Genomic DNA, 18371 nt, shown 5'->3' with positions numbered 1-18371 from the left:
AGGGCGATTGGATCCCGCCACCTTAACAAAATTTTTCATGGCGGGCCTAACGCAAAACTTCTGTCAGATAGGCCTGACGGCCAAGTGTGAAAGGCCTCACTGTTTCGCGGCTTTTAACCTCACCTGACAAACGCCCCAGCAAGTGCCAGAGCGCTGCTTGATCGGCGAGCGGCAATTGCCGAAAGGCCCCCAGCAATTCGGCCTCATCCTGGGTCATGTTTTCCAGCGGCGCCGGGGTGCGCACACCGCTGAGCACGTAGAGGGCATCCACGCCATGGGCGGCCACTGCGGCCAGGTAATCGGCACGCGGCGTGCGTTCGCCACTTTCGTATTTACCCTGGGCATTGGGCTCGACTCCGCCAATGTCACCAAACACCCGCTGGGTCATCCCCAACCGCTCACGTTCTTCCCGCAGTCGCGGACCGAATCCATTCATAGGGTGCATCTCCTTAGTCCCTAGACATCATCCAACGCCGCTCACCTTCCTGTAAGCAGCTGTAAATTCCTGGGTCCACTATGCCCATGGTCACCGGCCACGACAAGCCATCACTGAGCTATCAGTCGATTGCGCGCTGCATGCGCACGAAGCACTCATCCTCGCCCATTTCGACAAAGCCCCTGCGCTGATACAACTGCCTGGCCGGGTTGCTGCGGAACACCATCAAACGCAGCAGTGGCAGGCGCCGCTGCTGCGCCCAACCGGCGAGCGCCTCCAACACCCAACTGCCAATACCGCGCCCGCGGTGCTCGGGCAACAGGTGCAACTCGCGAATGAACAGTGCCTGGCGGTCTTGGCTGAGGCTGCAGTAGCCCAGCACCGTGTCACCGTCCATCACCAGCCATTGCTCGCGCCAGCCCCAGGCCTGATCGAACGCGTCTTCGAGCCACAACAGGTCGAACTCACGGTAGTACGGCAGCATGGCCCGGCGCGTAAGGTCGCGGGCAAAGGTGCGGTGGGCGTCGGTGGCAGGTACGAGGTTCATGGCCATTATTGTGCACTGCTCAGGTGGCGTAGCACACCGGCGAACTGCCTGGGCCACGGCGTTCCAGCTCATCCTCCAGCCACTCGGCGAGCACCTGGGCATTGTTGTGCTCGGTGTTTTTGGCGGCATAAAGCAAGGTCAGCGGCCCTTTGGCCGCCAGGTCCAGCAGTGGGTACCAGTGCTCGGGGTGCGCGGCCAGCTGTTGCTGGTAGCGCTGGGTGAAACCGGCGAAATCCACCTCCCCCTGGTGAAACGCCCTGCGTAATTCATCCGAGGGTGCCACCTCGCGCAACCATTGGCCCTGCAGGTCTTCCTTGCGTTTGTTGCGCGGCCACAGGCGGTCGACCAGCACGCGCTGGCCATCTTCGTCGGCGGCTGCTTCGTAGACACGTTTGCAGCGGATCATGGCTTTCTCCCGCATTTACCGTCTGTCTTGAGCCTAGTGAATTCATTGACCGAGGTCACGGACCGGTCACGAATTGCTCCTAAGCTCACAGCCTTCGGCACCTTCGCCCGACGCCAACCGGAGCCCCCATGGCAACCCCGTCCCTGGCCAGCCAGCCGCCACTGGCCCAACGCGATTCCCGCCCGCAGCTGTCCCACAAGCCCGGGCGTGCCACCCTGGTTTTGTTCTTCGGCCTGCTACTGGCAGGCATCGCCTACACCGCCTGGAGCCTGAAACAGGACGTCAGCGCCAGCGGCACGGTGATCACCACCGTCACCCCCTTCCTGTTGTTGGGCCTGGCGCTGCTGATTGCCCTGGGCTTCGAGTTCGTCAACGGTTTCCATGACACCGCCAACGCCGTCGCCACGGTTATTTACACCCACTCTTTGCCGGCACCGGTGGCTGTGGTCTGGTCGGGGTTGTGCAACTTCCTGGGGGTGCTGCTTTCCAGCGGCGCGGTGGCCTTTGGCATCATTGCCTTGTTGCCGGTAGAGCTGATTTTGCAGGTAGGTTCTTCGGCCGGTTTCGCCATGGTCTTCGCCCTGCTGCTGGCCGCGATCATCTGGAACCTGGGCACCTGGTGGCTGGGCCTGCCGGCGTCCTCCTCGCACACGCTGATCGGCTCGATCATCGGCGTAGGCGTGGCCAATGCGCTGATGCATGGGCGCGACGGCACCAGCGGCGTGGATTGGACCCAAGCCAGCAAGGTGGGGTATGCCCTGCTGTTTTCGCCACTGATCGGCTTTGCCTGCGCGGCCCTGTTGCTGCTGGCGCTGCGCGCACTGGTAAAGCGCAAAGAGCTGTACCAGGCGCCAGAAGGCCAGACGCCGCCACCGTGGTGGATCCGCGGCGTACTGATCCTGACCTGCACCGGGGTATCGTTTGCCCATGGCTCCAACGATGGGCAAAAAGGCATGGGGCTGATCATGCTGATTCTGGTCGGCACGCTGCCGATGGCGTATGCGCTGAACAAGACCATGCCCAGCGAGCAGGCCCTGCAGTTTTCGGCCGTGGCCGAAGTGACGCGCCAGGCCCTGGTGCGCCATGACCCGCAAGCGGCGCCCGCAGACCCGCGCCAAACCTTGACCGCGTTCATCGCCGAACCCAAGCCCAACCCGCAACTGGTACCAGCCCTGGCCGCCCTCACCGGCATGATCGGCGAAGAGGTGAAGGGTTACGGTTCGCTCAAGCGCGTGCCGGCCGAAGCCATGGCCAACGTGCGCAATGACATGTACCTGACCAGCGAAGCCATCCGCTTGCTCGACAAGCACCAGCTGACAACCTTCGATGCCGACACCCGCAGCCATGTGCAACTGTTCAAGACACAGCTGGACGATGCCACGCGCTACATTCCCCTGTGGGTCAAGGTGGCCGTGGCCATTGCGCTGGGGCTGGGGACCATGGTCGGCTGGCGACGCATTGTGGTGACGGTGGGCGAAAAGATCGGCAAGACCCACCTGAGCTATGCCCAAGGTGCATCGGCGGAGGTGGTTGCGATGTGCACCATTGGGGCGGCCGACATGTTCGGGCTGCCGGTCTCGACTACCCACGTGCTGAGCTCGGGTGTGGCTGGGACCATGGTCGCCAACGGCTCGGGGATTCAGCAGCGTACGTTGATCAACTTACTGATGGCCTGGGTGCTGACCCTGCCCGCGGCAATGCTGCTGGCAGGTAGCCTGTACTGGCTTCTTAACCAGATTTTCTAGGCTGCAATTAAAGAACCTGTGGGAGCGGGCTTGCCCGCAAATGCGATGGTGGACCTACCACAGCATTCGCGGGCAAGCCCGCAGGTTCAAGGATGCCCGATCACCCCGGGATTTTCAGGCCACGCTGAACCGCCGGCCGCTCCAAAAACGTCGCCAGCACCCGCTGCACTTCCTTGAACGCATCGAACCCGACCAGCTCACGGGCGTTGTAGCGCTCCACAAGGTTGCGCACCCAAGGGAAAATAGCGATGTCGGCGATGCTGTATTCGTCGACCATCCACTCGCGGCCTTGCAGGTGGCGGTCCAGCACACCCAGCAAGCGCTTCGATTCGTTGACGTAGCGATCCCGCGGGCGTTTGTCTTCGTATTCCTTGCCCGCAAAGAAATGGAAGAACCCGACCTGGCCGAACATCGGCCCGATGCCGCCCATCTGGAACATCAACCATTGCAGGGTCTGGTAACGGGTGGCGGGGTCCTGGCTGAGCAACTGCCCGCTCTTTTCCGCGAGGTACTGCAGGATCGCGCCCGACTCGAACAACGGAAGCGGCTGGCCGCCAGGGCCGTTCGGGTCGAGGATGGCGGGGATCTTGTTGTTGGCGCTGAGGGAAATGAACTCCGGGCTCAACTGGTCATCGTTGTCGAAGCTGACTTTGTGCGGCTCGTACGCCAGGCCGATCTCTTCGAGCATGATCGACACTTTGACCCCGTTCGGCGTCGGCAACGAATACAGCTGCAGGCGCTCGGGGTGCTGGGCGGGCCATTTGCGGGTGATGGGGAATGCGCTCAGATCGGTCATGGTCAACCTTGCCTGGGGAATGGAGCTGTTACTTTAGTGACATCCCGCGTGGCTGACCATCACCGACCCTTCATCGGCACAGGCGGCTCAAGCCTGGCCGTGGGCCTTGAGCTTGAGCTTTTCGGTGTCGACCCGAACGAACACCGAGTCCGCCGTCACCGTGAGTACATCGTCTGCCCAGACCTCGCAGATAACCCGGCTCTTGCGCCCGACGTCGCCTTCTACGCGTGCCTTGAGCAGCAACTCGACACCCATGGGGGTCGGTTTCAGGTAGCTGAGGTTGAGTGTGCCCGTGACGCAGTCGATACGCGGCAGGCTGCCCGGTTCGCGGCCTTCGTTGCGGTAGTGGTAGGCCATGGCGGTCCAGTTGGAGTGGCAATCGACCAGCATGGCCAGTAAGCCGCCATAAACCAGGCCGGGCCAGCCAATGAAGGTGCTGTCGGGTGCATGGCGGCACAGCAGGTGGATGCCGTCGGCGTCCCAATGGCTTTGCAGGTGCAGGCCGCTGGGGTGGGAGCAGCCGCAGCCGTAGCAGGTGCCTTCCGGTGCAGCCAACTGCTGGAGGGAAAGGGTGTGCTCGTTCATACGCTTCCTGTGCTTGTTGGAATGGGAAGTGAGGCAAGCGTCGATGGTAGCGCCGCGCTGGGCCAGCGCCAATGAGAAAGGGGCGCTAAGCGCCCCCTCTGGATCAAGCAGTCTGTGCGACCACCTTGCCGCGCCGCTGGGTCAGCGACACCAGCAGAATGAACAGCGTCACCCCGGCAGTCATCAGCGTCTCGTAGCGGTAGGCATCGCTGAACAGCATGTAGCCCAGGACCATGACGATGGTGCCGATCACCAGCCAGGTCAGATAAGGGAACAGCCACATCTTAAGCTCCAGCGGCGTGCCCTCACGGTCTGCACGGGCCCGCATACGCAGCTGAGACACGGCGATCACCAGGTACACCAGCAAGGCAATGGCGCCGGTGGTGGATAGCAGGAAACCGAACACCTTGCCGGGGAACACATAGTTGACGAAGCAACCGGCAAAGCCTGCCAGGGTCGAGAAGATGACCGCTACCGTTGGCACGCCAGCACCCGAAATGCGCTTGGTCATGCTCAGCGCCTGGCCACGGGCACCCAGGGAGTAGAGCATCCGCGAGGCCGTGTACAGGCCGGAGTTCATGCAGCTGGTGACCGCCACCAGCACCACCAGGTCGACCAGCAGCTTGGCGCCCGGCACATTGAGCACTTCCAGCACCCGCTGGAACGAGCCCACGGCTTTCAGGGCCGGGTCGTTCCAGGCCACCAGAGACACCACCAGGAAGATCGAGGCCAGGTAGAAGATCGCGATGCGGTACACCACCAGGTTGGTGGCACGGCGGATCTTGTCTTTCGGGTTGGCTGTTTCGTCAGCGGCAATGGTGACGATCTCGGCGCCGAAGAACGAGAAGATGGTGATCAGCACGCCACCCAGCACAGTGCCGAAGCCATTGGGCATGAAGCCGCCATTGTCCCACAGCCGGCTCACGCCCGAGACCTCGGCCAACGGCCAGAAGCCGAACACGGCCAGGCTGCAGACGATGATGAAGGCAACGATGGCAACCACCTTGACCAGCGCGAACCAGTACTCGAAGGCACCGAAGTTCTTCACGCTGATCAGGTTGGTACCCGACAGCACGACCATGATCAGGAAGGCGAACAACCACGATGGCACGCCGGGGAAGTAGGCATGCAGGATGTCTGCGCCAGCAATCGCCTCGACCGGGATGATCAGCACCCAGAACCACCAGTACAACCAACCGATGGTGAAGCCTGCCCAAGGGCCGATGGCCTCGGAAGCGTACGTGGAGAACGAGCCGCTGTTGGGGTTGGCGATGGCCATTTCGCCCAGCATACGCATCACCAGCAGCACCAGCAGGCCGGTCATGGCGTAGGAGATGAGGATGGCCGGGCCGGCGGTGGCAATGGCGTTGGAGGAGCCGATGAACAGGCCGGCGCCGATGATGCCGGCGATGGAGATCATGGACACCTGACGGGACGTCAGGCCGTGCTGCAAGGACCGCTGTTTCTTGTTTTCTAGCGAAGCCATGGAGAACCCTCGAATGGGTCGCCGTCGTGGGACGGCTAAAAAATGGAGCAGAATTCTTATTAATTTCGGGTGTGCGTTTTTTGTTGTTTTGTAGATGCCGGCGGTGGCTACTTCCCTCCTCTTCGCACGACCGGTTGTAATCGTTGATCCAGGTCAGTATTAATCTATAGGCCTGGGTCAACAAACGACCTTTTCGAAGCACATGATTCCAATACGGAATGAACTTCTTCCTTTTTTGCTCGGTACGCGCCTGTCATGTCCAAACGCCTGATGCCCTCGACCACCGCCCTCCAGTGCTTCGAAGCGGCTGCCCGCCACCTGAGCTTCACCCGCGCGGCGCAAGAGCTGCACCTGACCCAGAGCGCGGTCAGCAAACAGGTCGCGCAACTGGAGGACATGCTGTCGCACTCGCTGTTCCAGCGCATTCGCCGGCGCCTGCACCTGACCCCGGCCGGTGCGCTGTACCTGACCGAGGTGAACAAGATCCTCACCCAGATCGACATCTCCAGCCGCTACATCCTCAGCTATGGCGATGAGACCGAAGTGCTGCGCATCGCCACCCAGCCGACCTTCGGCGCGCGCTGGCTGGTGCCCAGGCTAAAGGGGTTTGGTGATCGCTATCCGCGTATTCACCTGGATATCCGTAACGAGCTGGAACCCTTCGACCTGGTGCAGTCCAAGGCCGACATCGCCTTCTTCTTCGGCCAGGGCACCTGGCCTGGGGCGACGTGTATCGAGTTGTTCAGCGAAGAAGTGGTGCCGGTGTGTGCCCCAGAGCTGCTCGCCAACCACCGTTTCACCAGCGCCGAGGCGCTGACCGAGCACCGCCTGCTGCAGTGTGTATCGCGCCCGGAGGCCTGGCATGAATGGTTTTTGGGGCTGGGGTTGCACAGCCAAAACAGCTACCACGGGCCGCGCTTCGACACGTTCTACCTGTGCATCCGGGCTGCAATCGCCGGCTGTGGCATTGCCCTGATTCCGCGGTACCTGGTGGCGGAGGAGTTGAACGAAGGCAAGCTGGTGGTGGCCTGGGACCACCCGGTGCCGAGCAATGGCAGGCACTTCATCGCCCATGCCGAGCATGCGGCGGAGGTGCCGAAGGTCAGGGCCTTCGTGCAGTGGATTCGCGAGCGGGTGGCTGAAGGGGATTGAGGTCAGTGCAGGTAACACAAAATCTTAGAAGATCACGAATCCAAGGAATGATCGCAATCAAATAATTCGTTTGCGCAATACAGCCCCGGCACGCTTCGATAGTGGGAAACTCGAACAAGGTCCGCGTGCACCATGAATCAGGAAAGTATCAGCCAGTCCATTGCCATCGTTCACCCAATTACACTTTCCCACGGCAAGAATGCGGAAGTCTGGGACACCGACGGCAAACGTTATATCGACTTCGTCGGCGGTATCGGCGTACTCAACCTGGGCCATTGCAACCCAGCCGTGGTCGAAGCGATCCAGGCCCAGGCCACCCGCCTCACCCACTATGCCTTCAACGCAGCCCCCCACGGCCCGTACCTTGCCCTGATGGAGCGCCTCAGCGAGTTTGTCCCGGTCAGCTACCCGCTGGCCGGCATGCTCACCAACAGTGGCGCGGAAGCGGCGGAAAACGCCCTAAAAGTGGCCCGTGGCGCCACCGGCAAGCGCGCGATGATTGCATTCGACGGTGGCTTCCATGGCCGCACCCTGGCAACCCTGAACCTCAATGGCAAGGTCGCCCCGTACAAGCAACGCGTCGGCGATCTGCCAGGCCCGGTCTACCACCTGCCCTACCCCAGTGCCGACACCGGCGTCACCTGCGAACAGGCACTCAAGGCCATGGACCGGCTGTTCAGCGTCGAACTGGCGGTTGAAGATGTGGCAGCTTTCATCCTCGAACCGGTCCAGGGTGAAGGCGGCTTCCTCGCCCTCGACCCAGCATTCGCCCAGGCACTGCGCCACTTCTGCGACAAGCACGGCATTTTGATCATCATCGACGAGATCCAGTCGGGCTTTGGCCGTACCGGCCAGCGCTTTGCCTTCCCGCGCCTGGGCATCGAGCCCGACCTGCTGCTGCTGGCAAAAAGCATCGCAGGCGGCATGCCACTGGGTGCGGTCGTGGGCCGTAAAGAATTGATGGCATCACTGCCGAAGGGTGGCCTGGGCGGGACCTATTCGGGCAACCCGATTGCCTGCGCAGCGGCGCTGGCGAGCCTGGCGCAGATGACCGACGAGAACGTCGCCACCTGGGGCGAACGCCAGGAACAGGCGATTGTCAGCCGCGTCGAGCGCTGGAAAGCCCAGTACCCGTTCATCGGGAGGCTGACCGGTGTCGGCGCGATGCGCGGCATCGAATTCGTCAACGCCGACGGCAGCCCGGCACCGGCCCAGTTGGCCAAGGTCATGGAAGCAGCGCGCGGCAAAGGCCTGTTGCTGATGCCCAGTGGCAAGGCGCGGCATATCATCCGCCTGCTCGCACCACTGACCATCGAAGCCGAGGTGCTCGAAGAAGGCTTGGATATCCTCGAGCAGTGCCTGGCAGAGTTGAACTGAGGCTTACAGGCCCAGCTCTTCAGGGGTGAGCATGTCGGACTCGAAGGCGATCCAGCCACCTTCGAGTTCGGCGTGGCCGTTGACGATCGGGCCGTAGTAGGTCAGGCCGTTTTCCAGGGTAACGCAGATGTGCGTGGCCGGCTTTTCGGGAGCTGCGAGCGTACCGACGAAATGCACCTTCTTCAGGGTTTCGGTCACCGCTTCAAGGCCCACGCGCATGCTGGGGTTTTCCGAGGCCTCGATGTCGCCCCCGCGGTCTTCAGCGCTGATGGTCACGGTGGCGGTGTACGGGTACTTGCTGCTCAAGCGGGGTTACCTCAATTAGATGTGTAGGCGTTTTGGCGCGTAGAGTACGGCAGCCTTTGCCTGTTGTCTCTACTGGCCTCTTCGCGGGTGAACCCGCTCCCACAGGTACAGCGTCATGCCTGGCACCTGGGTGGCCGTCATCAACAGATCAAAATGGCCTCACCCGCCCCGATCTGTTAGGGTGCCCGCCGATGCACGCCACACCACACGAGGATCCCGAGTGAGCGCCGAAGAACCCCTGATCGCCGACCTGTTCGAGGTCGACAAACGCCTGTCCCTCAAGCCCGTCGTGGACTTCAACACTTACCTGCGCAACGCGTTCGCCGAAGGCCCGTGCCAGTGCCATCGCTGCCGTGACGGTGGCGACCAGAGCAGCTACAGCCACGCGCACAATTTCACCCTGGAAGGCCGCCCGCTCAACCGCCGCTTCGCCAACACCGCAGGCAGCGATGTGCTGCTGGTGCTGAAAAAAGCCTGGCTGTCGTACCACAAAGAAGACCTCAACCTGGTCGGCGCGCTGGACATGGCCAAGCTCAAGACCTTCACCGACGACGCCCTGCACGAGCGCTTGCTGGCCCTGCTGCCTGCTAGCGGCCTGGCCCGTGAAGTGGACGGCCAATGGCTGCTACAGGCTCAGGTCGACTGACGGCCCGGCGGTAAAGCAGGATTCTTCCGGTCTGCTAACGTGGGAGAATCCGCCCATCCGCAGGTAGTCCGCCATGGCCCGTACAACGCCCATCGAGCTGTATCGCAATATCGGCATCGTCGCCCACGTGGATGCCGGCAAGACCACCACCACCGAGCGCATCCTGTTTTACACCGGGGTCAATCACAAGATGGGCGAGGTGCACGATGGCGCCGCGACCATGGACTGGATGGCCCAGGAACAGGAGCGCGGCATCACCATCACCTCGGCAGCCACCACGGCCTTCTGGCAGGGCTCGACCAAGCAGTTCCCCGACAAGTACCGCTTCAACATCATCGATACCCCTGGCCACGTCGACTTCACCATCGAGGTAGAACGCTCGCTGCGTGTGCTCGACGGCGCGGTGGTGGTGTTCAGCGGCGCCGACGGGGTCGAACCGCAATCGGAAACCGTGTGGCGCCAGGCCAACAAGTACCACGTGCCGCGCCTGGCCTACATCAACAAGATGGACCGCCAGGGTGCCGACTTCCTGCGCGTGGTCAAGCAGATCGACAAGCGCCTGGGGCATCACCCGGTGCCGATCCAGCTGGCCATCGGCAGCGAAGAGCACTTTGTCGGCCAGATCGACCTGGTGAAGATGAAGGCCATCTACTGGAACGATGCCGACAACGGCACCACCTACCGCGAAGAAGCGATCCCTACCGAGCTCCAGGCGCTCGCCGACGAATGGCGCGCGCACATGATCGAAGCCGCGGCAGAGGCCAACGATGAGCTGACCACGAAGTTTCTCGAAGGCGAGGAACTCAGCATCGACGAGATCAAGGCCGCCCTGCGCCAGCGCACCATTGCTAATGAAATTGTGCCGACCATCCTTGGCTCGTCGTTTAAGAACAAGGGCGTGCCGCTGATGCTCGATGCGGTCATCGACTACCTGCCCGCACCGTCGGAAATCCCGGCAATCAAGGGCACCCACCCGGACGATGAAGAACAGCACCTTGAGCGCCACGCCGACGACAAAGAGCCCTTCTCGGCCCTGGCCTTCAAGATTGCCACTGATCCGTTTGTCGGCACCCTCACCTTTGCCCGAGTGTATTCCGGGGTGCTCAGCTCCGGTAATGCCGTGCTCAACTCGGTCAAGGGCAAGAAGGAACGCATCGGCCGCATGGTGCAGATGCACGCCAACCAGCGCGCCGAAATCAAGGATGTGTGCGCCGGCGACATCGCCGCATTGATCGGCATGAAGGATGTCACCACCGGCGATACTTTGTGCGACATCGATAAGCCGATCATCCTAGAGCGCATGGACTTCCCCGACCCGGTGATCTCCGTAGCCGTGGAGCCTAAGACCAAGGCCGACCAAGAAAAAATGGGCATAGCCCTGGGCAAGCTGGCCCAGGAAGACCCGTCGTTCCGCGTGCGCACCGATGAGGAAACCGGCCAGACCATCATCTCCGGCATGGGCGAGTTGCACCTGGACATCATCGTCGACCGCATGCGCCGCGAGTTCAACGTCGAGGCCAATATCGGCAAGCCGCAGGTGGCCTATCGCGAGAAGATCCGCAACACCTGCGAGATCGAAGGCCGCTTCGTTCGCCAATCCGGCGGGCGCGGCCAATACGGCCACTGCTGGATCCGCTTCGCCCCGGGCGACGAAGGCAAGGAAGGCCTGGAATTCATCAACGAGATCGTCGGTGGCGTGGTACCCCGCGAGTACATCCCGGCCATCCAGAAAGGTATCGAAGAGCAGATGAAGAATGGCGTGCTCGCCGGCTACCCACTGATCAACTTGAAGGCAGCGGTGTTCGACGGCTCCTACCACGACGTCGACTCCAACGAAATGGCCTACAAGATAGCCGCGTCCATGGCCACCAAGCAGCTGTCGCAAAAAGGCGGGGCAGTGCTGCTAGAGCCGGTGATGAAGGTTGAGGTGGTGACCCCAGAGGAATACCAGGGCGACATCATGGGCGACCTGAGCCGGCGTCGCGGGATGATCCAGGATGGCGACGAGACGCCAGCCGGCAAGGTGATACGCGCCGAAGTGCCGCTGGGCGAAATGTTCGGCTATGCCACTTCCATGCGCTCGATGACCCAGGGCCGCGCCAGCTACACGATGGAGTTCATCCGCTATGCCGAGGCACCGGCCAGCATTGCTGACGGGATCGTGAAGAAGAACCGCGGGGAATAATTCATTCACCTGTGCCGGCCCCTTCGCGGGCAAGCCCGCTCCCACAGGAACTCCATTCGCCTTGAATCCGGTGGCATACCTGTGGGAGCGGGCTTGCCCGCGAAGGGGCCGGTGCAGGTAATAACCTTCTCAGAGCTGCTCGCCAGCCCGCTTCAACAGCTTCTTGCACCGCTCCGACAAGTGCACCACGCGCAAATGCTTGCCCGCCTTGGTATACCGCTCACGCAAGGTTTTCAGCGCCGCAACTGCCGAATAATCGACAAAGCTCAAATGCTGGCAGTCCAGCGTAACCTGCGCCGGATCCTTCGCCGTATCGAACTGGTTGAGGAACGAGGCGGTCGAGGCAAAGAACAACGTGCCATGTACCTGATAACGCTTGCCGCCGCCCGCTTCCTCGTGGCTGTCGGCATACAGCTCCCGCGCATGCTGCCAGGCAAAGTTCACCGCCGCGATGACAATACCAAACAGTACCGCTACGGCCAGGTCGGTGAACACCGTGACGATGGTCACCGCAATGATCGCCAGCACATCGTTCACCGGCACCTTGTGCAACACGCGCAACGAGGCCCAGGCGAAGGTCTGCTGGGCAACCACGAACATCACCCCCACCAGGGCTGCCAGCGGAATACGCTCGATCAGCGGCGACAAGAACAACACGAACAGCAGGATCATCACCCCGGCAACCACGCCCGATAGCCGGCCGCGGCCATTGGAGCTGAGGTTGATCACCGTCTGCCCGATCATCGCGCAGCCGCCCATGCCACCGCACAGGCCCGAAACCATGTTGGCGGCGCCCAGGGCCACGCACTCACGGTCTGGGAAGCCACGGCTTTCGGTGATTTCGTCGGTGAGGTTAAGCGTCAGCAGGGTCTCCAGCAGGCCGACCATGGCCATCAGAACCGCGTAGGGTGCGATGATCTTGAACGTTTCAAGGTTCCACGGCACATCCGGCAGCGTTACTTGCGGCAGGCCACCGGCGATGTGCGCCATGTCGCCAAGGGTGCGGGTCGGCAAACCCAGCAGGTACACCAATAGGCCTACCCCCAGGATGGCCACCAGCGCGGGCGGTACGGCACGGGTCAGCTTGGGCAGTATGTAGACCACCAGCATGGTCAGCGCCACCAGGCCGACCATCAGGTACAGCGGCGAACCGCTGAGCCACTGACCGCCCTGCTTGAAGTGCTCCAACTGAGCCAGGGCGATGACGATCGCCAGGCCGTTGACGAAGCCCAGCATCACTGGGTAAGGCACCAGGCGCACCAGCTTGCCCAGGCGCAGCAGGCCAAACAAGATCATCACCACCCCGCCAAGCAGCACCGTGGCCAGCAAGTACTGCACCCCGTGTTGCACCACCAGCGCGATGATCACCACCGCCATCGATCCGGCAGCACCAGAAATCATGCCCGGACGGCCGCCGAACAGTGCAGTCAGGGTACAAATGATGAAAGCGCCATACAGGCCCATCAGCGGGTTGAGGTGCGCCACTAAGGCGAAGGCGATGCACTCAGGCACCAGGGCGATCGAAGTGGTCAGGCCGGCGAGCAGGTCGGCGCGCAGTCGTACGGGTTTCATGAAGTTCCTGTGAGGCGGTCCAGGCGGAGGGGCTGGCAATCGAGGGGCGCGATGTTACGGAATTTGTCTGACAGCGGCCACCGCTCAAACGTGCAGGATGCCGCCCCTTGATGCATAACCTGCACAACCTGGGCAAATTTGCCATCATGTTGATACCCACTGCGGAGATCATGGACATGCCGCTACGCCCGCTTTTCACTTCCTTGCTGCTGGCTGCCACCCTCAGCGCTCACGCCGCCACCGAAGTCCTCCCCTTGCAGTACCGCAGCAGCGCCGAACTGCTGCCCGCTGCGCAATCGTTCATCGGCAAGGACGGCACCGTCAGCGCCTTCGAGAACAAGCTGATCGTCAATGCCAGCCCCGAGCGCATCGACGACCTGCGTAGCCTGCTGCAACAGTTGGACACCGCGCCCAAGCGCCTGCTGATCAGCGTCGACAACAACGACAGCAACTTCCAGGACACCCGCGGCAACGCTCACGTCATCCGCTACGGCACCAGCAACCGCGAAGGCGGCATGCAGCAGGTTCAGGCCAGCGAAGGCCAGGCCGCGCTGATCCAGGTTGGCCAGAGCATCCCGGTCACCAGCACCAGTACCGACGGTTATGGGCGCATTCAAAGCAACACCGAATACCGCAATGTGACCCAAGGTTTCTACGTTACCCCCAGCCTGAGCGGCGAAACGGTTCGTCTGCAAATAAGCACCAATAATGATCGCATCAGCCAGGAACGTGCAGATGTAGTGAAAGTACAAAGCACCGACACGACAGTCACCGGCAAGCTCGGGGAATGGATCACCTTGGCGGGGTTCAACCAGCAGAGCCAGTCCGATCGTAGCGCGTCAAGCCACACTTACAGTACCCAGCGCGGTGAAAACATGACTTTACGTGTAAAAGTCGACCTTCTGGACTGATCCCAGGCAATTCAAGGCCTCGACCAATGGCCTAGAAACTGACTGCCGAGTCGTATTAGACCAAAGATGTAGTAAGTGAAAAAAGTCACTACAAAACATTTGACAGGTACTTTTTCTCAAGGGCATGATGGCCTCGCTCCCGCTAATCAGGGGCCCTGGCAAGGGCCTTCGAGGCGTGCTCCTCCCACCCCTGGAGGCGCCTCGTGTCTATACGGCCCACAAGGCGGTTCGACGGGATTGCGACTGCAACGAAGAAGTTGTCCCGAGGGACGGAAGCGCATCACCGCAGTTCTGGCAATCGCGTAGCACCGCAGCAAGGCAACCACGAGCCGACCTGCAGCGCACACCTTCGCCTGGCCTGCACCCCCTTCCCCTTCGAGCCTTCGCGTTCGCCGCCGCACGCCCCCGAACAGGACAGCCGCCAGGCCTCTGATCTGCACCCGAGCATCAGCACAATTACCCCAAGATCGATGCGACGAGGTTTATTTCCATGGCACTGACACGCGAACAGCAAATTGCAGCCCTCGAGAAAGACTGGGCCGAAAACCCGCGCTGGAAAGGCGTGACCCGTACCTATACCGCCGCTGATGTCGTTCGCCTGCGTGGCTCCCTGCAGCCGGAGCACACCCTGGCCCGCCAGGGCGCAGAAAAACTGTGGAAGCTGGTCACCCAGGGTGCCCACCCGTCCTTCCGCCCAGAAAAAGATTTCGTCAACTGCATGGGCGCCCTGACCGGCGGCCAGGCAGTACAACAAGTCAAAGCCGGCATCCAGGCTATCTACCTGTCTGGCTGGCAAGTTGCCGCCGACAACAACTCGGCCGAGTCCATGTACCCCGACCAGTCGCTGTACCCAGTCGACTCGGTACCGACCGTGGTCAAGCGCATCAACAACTCGTTCCGCCGCGCCGACCAGATCCAGTGGAAAGCCGGCAAGAACCCAGGCGACGAAGGCTACATCGACTACTTCGCGCCAATCGTAGCTGACGCCGAAGCCGGTTTCGGCGGCGTACTGAACGCCTACGAGCTGATGAAGAACATGATCGAAGCGGGCGCTGCCGGCGTGCACTTCGAAGACCAGCTGGCCTCGGTTAAAAAATGCGGCCACATGGGTGGCAAGGTACTGGTACCCACCCAGGAAGCTGTACAGAAGCTGGTTGCCGCGCGCCTGGCAGCTGACGTTTCGGGCGTACCGACCATCATTCTGGCCCGTACCGACGCCAACGCCGCCGACCTGCTGACCAGCGACTGCGACCCGTACGACCAACCGTTCGTGATCGGCGAGCGCACCCGTGAAGGCTTCTACAAAGTGCGTGCAGGCCTCGACCAGGCAATCTCCCGCGGCCTGGCCTACGCACCGTATGCCGACCTGATCTGGTGCGAGACCGCCAAGCCGGACCTGGACGAAGCCCGCCGCTTCGCTGAAGCGATCAAGAAGGAATACCCGGACCAGATCCTGTCGTACAACTGCTCGCCTTCCTTCAACTGGAAGAAAAACCTGGACGACGCGACCATCGCCAAGTTCCAACGCGAGCTGTCGGCCATGGGCTACAAACACCAGTTCATCACCCTGGCTGGCATTCACAACATGTGGCACGGCATGTTCAACCTGGCGCACGACTACGCCCGCAACGACATGACTGCCTACGTCAAGCTGCAGGAGCAGGAATTCGCTGATGCCAGCAAAGGCTACACCTTCGTTGCGCACCAGCAGGAAGTGGGCACTGGCTACTTCGATGACATGACCACCGTGATTCAAGGTGGGGCTTCGTCGGTGACTGCGCTGACCGGTTCGACTGAGGAAGAGCAGTTCCACTGATAACAGCGGGCTGTTGAAGGAAGGCCCAGGACTCGCAAGCGTCTCGGGCCTTCTTTTTTACCTGCCCTGGCCTCTTCGCGGGCAAGCCCGCTCCCACAGGTTCTGCGCCTATTTCAAGCATGGCGCGATACCTGTGGGAGCGGGCTTGCCGGCGAAGAGGCCAGCGCAGACGAAAGCAAAACCCAGGATCCGGACTATGCTTGTGGCAGCACAGTAGCAAGGACTGCCCATGCTTCGTCCAAGCCACCTGATCACAATCGCCGTCGCAGCCGCTGCTTTTTATCTCTATGCACTGGCCAGCGACAATGCCCTGCTTGGCCTGCTGGTCAAACCCGTTCCGGTACTGGCACTGATCGCCTGGCTCTACCAGGGACCCGACACTGTATACCGCCACTGGATCGTCATCGGCCTGGGTTTCTCGGTACTGGGTGACGTACTTCTGGCCGTCCCAGCCGACCTGTTCGTGTTCGGTTTGGCAGCGTTTCTCTGCGCCCACCTGGCTTACCTGCGTGCCTATTGCAACCTGACGTTACGCCCGGCCCTGCCAGCTCTGCTGCTGAGCGCGGCGACGGGCTCGACGCTGCTGGGGGTGCTGGCCAGCCACGGCCTCGGCCCGCTCCTGGCCCCAGTGGCGCTGTATGCCTTGGCGATCAGTGCCATGCTCTGGCGCGCTCTGGCATGCGGCGGTATCGCCGGGCTCGGCGCGTGCATGTTCGTATTTTCTGACAGCCTGATCGGTATCGACCGCTTCGTCAGCCCGTTCGCTGCTGCGCCTTACCTGATCATCGTCGCTTACTGGCTGGGCCAGTGGGCAATCGCTTCATCGGCCCGCCACGGCTTAACCGATAAAGTATTGACCCAGAGCGGTGCGCAAGGCGCTGGAAGCTGTTAGAACGAGCCTTTTTCGCATTTGCAAGTAGCCAACCCGCCCGGGCAACTTTGCAAGGCTCACAAGAGGAGAATTTCACCGCACCAGTCTCAATGCGATTAATTATCATTACATAATTAGGAATTCGTTACATCGCGCAAGAAACATAATTAACAAAAACGCGCGCAATGCCCGAAATTCAAGGCTTTCAGCCAGTTACGAAAGATTTTTGTTCTTAATCCTACGAATAAATTGCCACAGAAATTTTACTTGCACCGGGTTTACCCATAAAATCAGCGCGATTGATTCAGCTGCGACATTTGGTCACTGCATGTGCGACACCAGGTCGCCGCTCTACTTATTTCAGACTGCAGAGCTGGGTCTCTGTATAAGGATCTCTAGCATGTCCGATTCGGCAGGACTCATCGCCCACAACTGGGGCTTTGCCATCTTCCTTTTGGGTGTCGTCGGCCTGTGTGCCTTCATGCTCGGTCTGTCCAGCCTGCTCGGTAGCAAGGCCTGGGGCCGCGCCAAGAACGAACCCTTCGAATCCGGCATGCTGCCCGTCGGCAGCGCCCGCCTGCGTCTGTCCGCCAAATTCTATCTGGTCGCGATGCTGTTCGTGATCTTCGATATCGAAGCCCTCTTCCTCTTTGCATGGTCTGTGTCCGTCCGCGAAAGCGGCTGGACCGGGTTCGTCGAAGCGCTCGTTTTCATAGCAATTCTGTTGGCAGGTCTTGTCTACCTTTGGCGCGTCGGTGCTCTTGATTGGGCTCCCGAAGGTCGCCGCAAGCGGCAAGCGAAGCTGAAACAATGAGGCTTTGGCAATGCAATACAATCTCACCAGAATCGATCCGGATGCGCCCAACGAGCAGTACCCGGTAGGTGAACGGGAAACCGTCACCGACCAACTGCTCGAGGACCAGGTCCACAAGAACATCTACATGGGGAAACTCGAAGATGTGCTGCGTGGCGCGGTCAACTGGGGTCGCAAGAACTCCCTCTGGCCGTATAACTTCGGCCTGTCCTGCTGCTACGTGGAAATGACCACGGCCTTCACGGCGCCCCACGACATCGCCCGCTTCGGCGCCGAAGTCATCCGGGCCTCGCCGCGTCAGGCCGACTTCATGGTCATCGCCGGTACCTGCTTCATCAAGATGGCGCCGATCATTCAGCGCCTGTACGAGCAGATGCTCGAGCCGAAGTGGGTCATCTCCATGGGTTCGTGCGCCAACTCCGGTGGCATGTACGACATTTACTCGGTCGTTCAGGGGGTCGACAAGTTCCTCCCCGTGGATGTTTACGTGCCTGGCTGCCCGCCTCGCCCTGAAGCGTTCCTGCAAGGCTTGATGCTGCTGCAGGAGTCGATTGGCCAGGAGCGACGCCCGCTTTCCTGGGTTGTTGGTGATCAAGGCATTTACCGTGCCGAGATGCCTGCCCAGAAAGACCTGCGTCGTGAACAGCGTATCGCGGTAACCAACCTGCGCAGCCCCGACGAAGTCTGATCCAGCGACCTGCCGCCCGCTCCCCAAGGAGC

The 18371-nt window shown here is 61.4% G+C and carries 18 protein-coding genes; 10 read left to right on the top strand and 8 right to left on the bottom strand.

The window, feature by feature from the left end; all coding sequences use genetic code 11:
- Window positions 1-46 precede the first annotated feature (46 nt).
- The 3 genes from HU764_RS07110 to HU764_RS07100 all read right to left on the bottom strand — a co-directional run bounded on the left by HU764_RS07110 (window position 47) and on the right by HU764_RS07100 (window position 1389).
- On the bottom strand, window positions 47-436 hold the full coding sequence (locus tag HU764_RS07110) for a helix-turn-helix domain-containing protein (RefSeq protein WP_027592795.1): 390 nt from the start codon (window positions 434-436) through the stop codon (window positions 47-49).
- A 121-nt stretch (window positions 437-557) separates the two neighbouring features.
- Window positions 558-989 (bottom strand): GNAT family N-acetyltransferase, encoded by a 432-nt coding sequence (locus HU764_RS07105; RefSeq protein WP_186703714.1) that lies wholly within the window; start codon window positions 987-989, stop codon window positions 558-560.
- A gap of 13 nt (window positions 990-1002) precedes the next feature.
- The gene (locus tag HU764_RS07100; protein WP_027592797.1) at window positions 1003-1389 is read right to left on the bottom strand and encodes a DUF488 domain-containing protein; all 387 of its coding nucleotides are present in this window, start codon (window positions 1387-1389) and stop codon (window positions 1003-1005) included.
- Window positions 1390-1517: 128 nt separating this feature from the next.
- On the opposite strand from HU764_RS07100, the gene HU764_RS07095 reads away from it, so the two are divergent.
- A complete protein-coding gene (locus tag HU764_RS07095) occupies window positions 1518-3134 on the top strand; it encodes an inorganic phosphate transporter (RefSeq protein ID WP_186703713.1) in 1617 nt (538 codons plus the stop codon).
- 100 nt (window positions 3135-3234) lie between these two features.
- Here the strand turns inward: HU764_RS07095 and HU764_RS07090 are convergent, their stop codons facing one another.
- The 3 genes from HU764_RS07090 to HU764_RS07080 all read right to left on the bottom strand — a co-directional run bounded on the left by HU764_RS07090 (window position 3235) and on the right by HU764_RS07080 (window position 6001).
- Window positions 3235-3930 (bottom strand): glutathione S-transferase N-terminal domain-containing protein, encoded by a 696-nt coding sequence (locus HU764_RS07090; protein ID WP_027592799.1) that lies wholly within the window; start codon window positions 3928-3930, stop codon window positions 3235-3237.
- 87 nt (window positions 3931-4017) lie between these two features.
- Window positions 4018-4515, bottom strand: a complete 498-nt coding sequence (locus HU764_RS07085) for a PaaI family thioesterase (RefSeq protein WP_099428755.1) — start codon at window positions 4513-4515, stop codon at window positions 4018-4020.
- Window positions 4516-4618: 103 nt separating this feature from the next.
- The gene (locus HU764_RS07080) at window positions 4619-6001 is read right to left on the bottom strand and encodes an amino acid permease (protein WP_027592801.1); all 1383 of its coding nucleotides are present in this window, start codon (window positions 5999-6001) and stop codon (window positions 4619-4621) included.
- Window positions 6002-6256: 255 nt separating this feature from the next.
- Here HU764_RS07080 and gcvA point away from each other — a divergent pair, with 255 nt between their 5' ends.
- Both gcvA and HU764_RS07070 read left to right on the top strand, forming a co-directional pair.
- Window positions 6257-7153 carry a transcriptional regulator GcvA gene (gene gcvA, locus HU764_RS07075; RefSeq protein WP_027592802.1) on the top strand — a complete coding sequence of 299 codons (897 nt, stop codon included), beginning with the start codon at window positions 6257-6259 and terminating at the stop codon, window positions 7151-7153.
- 132 nt (window positions 7154-7285) lie between these two features.
- On the top strand, window positions 7286-8530 hold the full coding sequence (locus tag HU764_RS07070) for a 2-aminoadipate transaminase (protein ID WP_186680800.1): 1245 nt from the start codon (window positions 7286-7288) through the stop codon (window positions 8528-8530).
- Between the two features lie 3 nt (window positions 8531-8533).
- Here the strand turns inward: HU764_RS07070 and HU764_RS07065 are convergent, their stop codons facing one another.
- On the bottom strand, window positions 8534-8836 hold the full coding sequence (locus HU764_RS07065) for a hypothetical protein (RefSeq protein ID WP_186680798.1): 303 nt from the start codon (window positions 8834-8836) through the stop codon (window positions 8534-8536).
- 220 nt (window positions 8837-9056) lie between these two features.
- Here HU764_RS07065 and HU764_RS07060 point away from each other — a divergent pair, with 220 nt between their 5' ends.
- Both HU764_RS07060 and fusA read left to right on the top strand, forming a co-directional pair.
- Window positions 9057-9482: a hypothetical protein gene (locus HU764_RS07060; RefSeq protein WP_186680795.1), complete on the top strand. Its 426-nt coding sequence runs from the start codon at window positions 9057-9059 to the stop codon at window positions 9480-9482.
- Between the two features lie 73 nt (window positions 9483-9555).
- Window positions 9556-11667 carry an elongation factor G gene (fusA, locus tag HU764_RS07055; RefSeq protein WP_186680792.1) on the top strand — a complete coding sequence of 704 codons (2112 nt, stop codon included), beginning with the start codon at window positions 9556-9558 and terminating at the stop codon, window positions 11665-11667.
- A gap of 129 nt (window positions 11668-11796) precedes the next feature.
- Here the strand turns inward: fusA and HU764_RS07050 are convergent, their stop codons facing one another.
- A complete protein-coding gene (locus HU764_RS07050) occupies window positions 11797-13239 on the bottom strand; it encodes a SulP family inorganic anion transporter (RefSeq protein ID WP_186703712.1) in 1443 nt (480 codons plus the stop codon).
- Between the two features lie 176 nt (window positions 13240-13415).
- Here HU764_RS07050 and HU764_RS07045 point away from each other — a divergent pair, with 176 nt between their 5' ends.
- From HU764_RS07045 to HU764_RS07025, 5 genes are all read left to right on the top strand, one after another.
- Window positions 13416-14150, top strand: a complete 735-nt coding sequence (locus HU764_RS07045) for a secretin N-terminal domain-containing protein (protein ID WP_225935700.1) — start codon at window positions 13416-13418, stop codon at window positions 14148-14150.
- 490 nt (window positions 14151-14640) lie between these two features.
- The gene (gene aceA, locus HU764_RS07040) at window positions 14641-15966 is read left to right on the top strand and encodes an isocitrate lyase (RefSeq protein ID WP_012273289.1); all 1326 of its coding nucleotides are present in this window, start codon (window positions 14641-14643) and stop codon (window positions 15964-15966) included.
- A gap of 229 nt (window positions 15967-16195) precedes the next feature.
- Complete coding sequence (locus tag HU764_RS07035) at window positions 16196-16858, top strand: lysoplasmalogenase (protein ID WP_186680788.1); 663 nt, start codon at window positions 16196-16198, stop codon at window positions 16856-16858.
- A 379-nt stretch (window positions 16859-17237) separates the two neighbouring features.
- On the top strand, window positions 17238-17651 hold the full coding sequence (locus tag HU764_RS07030) for an NADH-quinone oxidoreductase subunit A (RefSeq protein WP_003251427.1): 414 nt from the start codon (window positions 17238-17240) through the stop codon (window positions 17649-17651).
- Window positions 17652-17661: 10 nt separating this feature from the next.
- Entirely contained in the window at window positions 17662-18339 is a 678-nt protein-coding gene (locus tag HU764_RS07025; protein ID WP_012313769.1) for a NuoB/complex I 20 kDa subunit family protein, read from the top strand.
- The last annotated feature ends 32 nt before the right edge of the window (window positions 18340-18371 follow it).

Source organism: Pseudomonas kermanshahensis (assembly GCF_014269205.2).
GTDB classification, from domain to species: domain Bacteria; phylum Pseudomonadota; class Gammaproteobacteria; order Pseudomonadales; family Pseudomonadaceae; genus Aquipseudomonas; species Aquipseudomonas kermanshahensis.
This window is presented reverse-complemented; position numbering and strand designations above follow the sequence as displayed.